Consider the following 2041-nt stretch of genomic DNA (forward strand, 5'->3'; position numbering starts at 1 on the left):
GGTGGCGTTGCTGCCCCGGCCAAGGGTTGTCGCTGGCCGCTGGCACCAAACACTGGTGGTAGTGAGGATGACGGGACGCAGGCGGTACTGATGCGACGTGGGCTTTCGTGACCATCTGCGCCTCCCCTCAGATTCATCTCTCCGAATCTTCCTGCGCCCGAGCCCTAAGCTTTGAGCTGGAAGCCCGTGAGGTGCCAGCGGCCCAGGTTGGCGACCACCAGCTCCTGGCCGCGGAACGTCAGGTTCGTCGGGTGGCAGAGCAGGTGTGCGGTCTCGTCGTGGGCGAACACCTCGACCTGGCCCGGCGCGGGCACCCGGAGCACCGCGCTCGGCTCGTAGGCGCCCACGTAGAGCACGCCGTCCGGGTCGACCGCGATGCCGTCCACGACGAAACCGGGCGTCTCAGCGTACGTGCGCACCGGGCCGGCCGGGCGACCGTCGGCGGTCACGTCGACCGAGGCGATCCGGTAGCCCCACGACTCGGCGATGTAGAGCGTCCGCCGGTCGGGGCTCCAGGCCAGCCCGTTGGCGAAGTTGAGCGGCTCGTCGAGCCACACCTCGCCGCGCCCGTCCGCGCCGTAGCGCAGCAGGCCCACCCGCGGCTCGCCGGCCCGTCCGCTGTCGGAGACCAGCAGCCCCCCGTCCGGCAGCAGCAGCGGATAGTTCGGGTTGACCAGCGGGTGCCCGGGAATCTCGGTGTCGAACCGGTCGAGCGTCCCGGTGCCCAGGTCGAGCCGCCAGAGGCCGGGCAGCGCCAGGTCGCACGCGTAGAGCGCGTCCGGGCCGAGGGCCAGACCGAGCAGGAAACCCCCCGTCGAGGCCACCTCCTCGATCCGGTCGCCCTCGATCCGGAAGATCTGCCCGCCCTCGCCGCCGCACCACAGCGCGCCGTCTGGCCCGACCACGACGCACTCGGCGTGGTCCAGCCGTGGCTTGCTGAGCAAGCCGTCGAAGAGGACGTACGGTTCCGGCGCGGAAGGATGCAGTCTCATGCCAGCTCCACGTCGACGAAGCGCGGTCGGTAGATGCTGGCGTCCTGGTAGTGCTCGTCGTTCGCCAGCGTGTTCACGTTGTAGGTGAGCAGCAGCCGCCGGTCGGTGCTGTGCTCGGGGTGGATGTGCGAGTTGTACGTGATGATGTTCGGGTTGCCGTAGCTGCCGTCCGGCCCCGTCTCCGGCGTCGTGTAGAGCATCACCGGGTCGGTGAACGGCCCGGTCGGCGCGTCGGCGACGTACCCCAGGATCCGCGCGCTGAACAGCTCGTTGGTGTCGTGGGTGACCAGCAGGTAGCGGCCGCGCCACGGGGTCACGCTGTACTCGTTGGCCACGCCGGTCAACACCCGGGTCGAGTCGGCCGGCTCCGCGGACCATCCGTCGCCGGTCCAGAACCGCCACGGCCGGCGTAGGTCCGTGCCGCGCACCCGGGCCACGTGCATGTGCTTCGACGCGCCGAGGTCCTCGACACCGTACACATAGGTGTATCCGCCGACTCGCTGCAACCAGGCCGCCCAGCTGATGGTCGGCGGCAACGAGGGCAGCGGGTGGTAGGCGACCGGGCGGTCCAGCCGGTCCGTGTCGACGTGCGCCACGGCGGTCCGCACGTAGCCGAGGTCCCAGCTGCCCGGTCCGGTCTTCGTGTACTCGTTGACGACCTGCTGCCAGAGCTTGCCGGTGACCAGGTTCGGCCCCATCCAGTACCAGTTGGACGCGTCCGCCGGCCGGAAGATGGCGGCCGGCTCGCCGTCGACGGTGCCCGTGACCGTCGACAGCTTGCTGCCCCGCCGCACGATCACGGAGTTGTTGATGAACGGCGCGGTCGTCGGCCGGCCGCCGTCGGGGTTCACCGGCCCGAGGAACGTGTCCGAGAAGATCCAGATCTCGCGGCCGCCGGGCAGCTTCCCGGAATAGGTGCTGTCCGCGCCGGTCCAGCCGACACCGGTGTTGGCGTACGCCGTGAAAAGGTTGCCGAGCTTCGTGTTGGGGGTGGCGGACCGAACAGAGAGCGGGCGACCGGCGGCCGTGGCGGGTGTCCCGCCGAGGGC

At 70.5% G+C, this 2041-nt stretch carries 2 protein-coding genes; both read right to left on the reverse strand.

Annotated elements, in window-relative coordinates:
* Positions 1-164: 164 nt before the first annotated feature.
* Positions 165-992, reverse strand: a complete 828-nt coding sequence (locus Asi02nite_RS41115) for an SMP-30/gluconolactonase/LRE family protein (RefSeq protein ID WP_203719461.1) — start codon at positions 990-992, stop codon at positions 165-167.
* On the reverse strand, positions 989-2041 hold a 1053-nt coding region (locus Asi02nite_RS41120; RefSeq protein ID WP_203719462.1), incomplete at its 5' end, for a DUF5005 domain-containing protein. The genes Asi02nite_RS41120 and Asi02nite_RS41115, both read right to left, overlap by 4 nt.

Origin of the sequence: Asanoa siamensis, assembly GCF_016862555.1 — a bacterium.
Taxonomy (GTDB): domain Bacteria; phylum Actinomycetota; class Actinomycetes; order Mycobacteriales; family Micromonosporaceae; genus Asanoa; species Asanoa siamensis.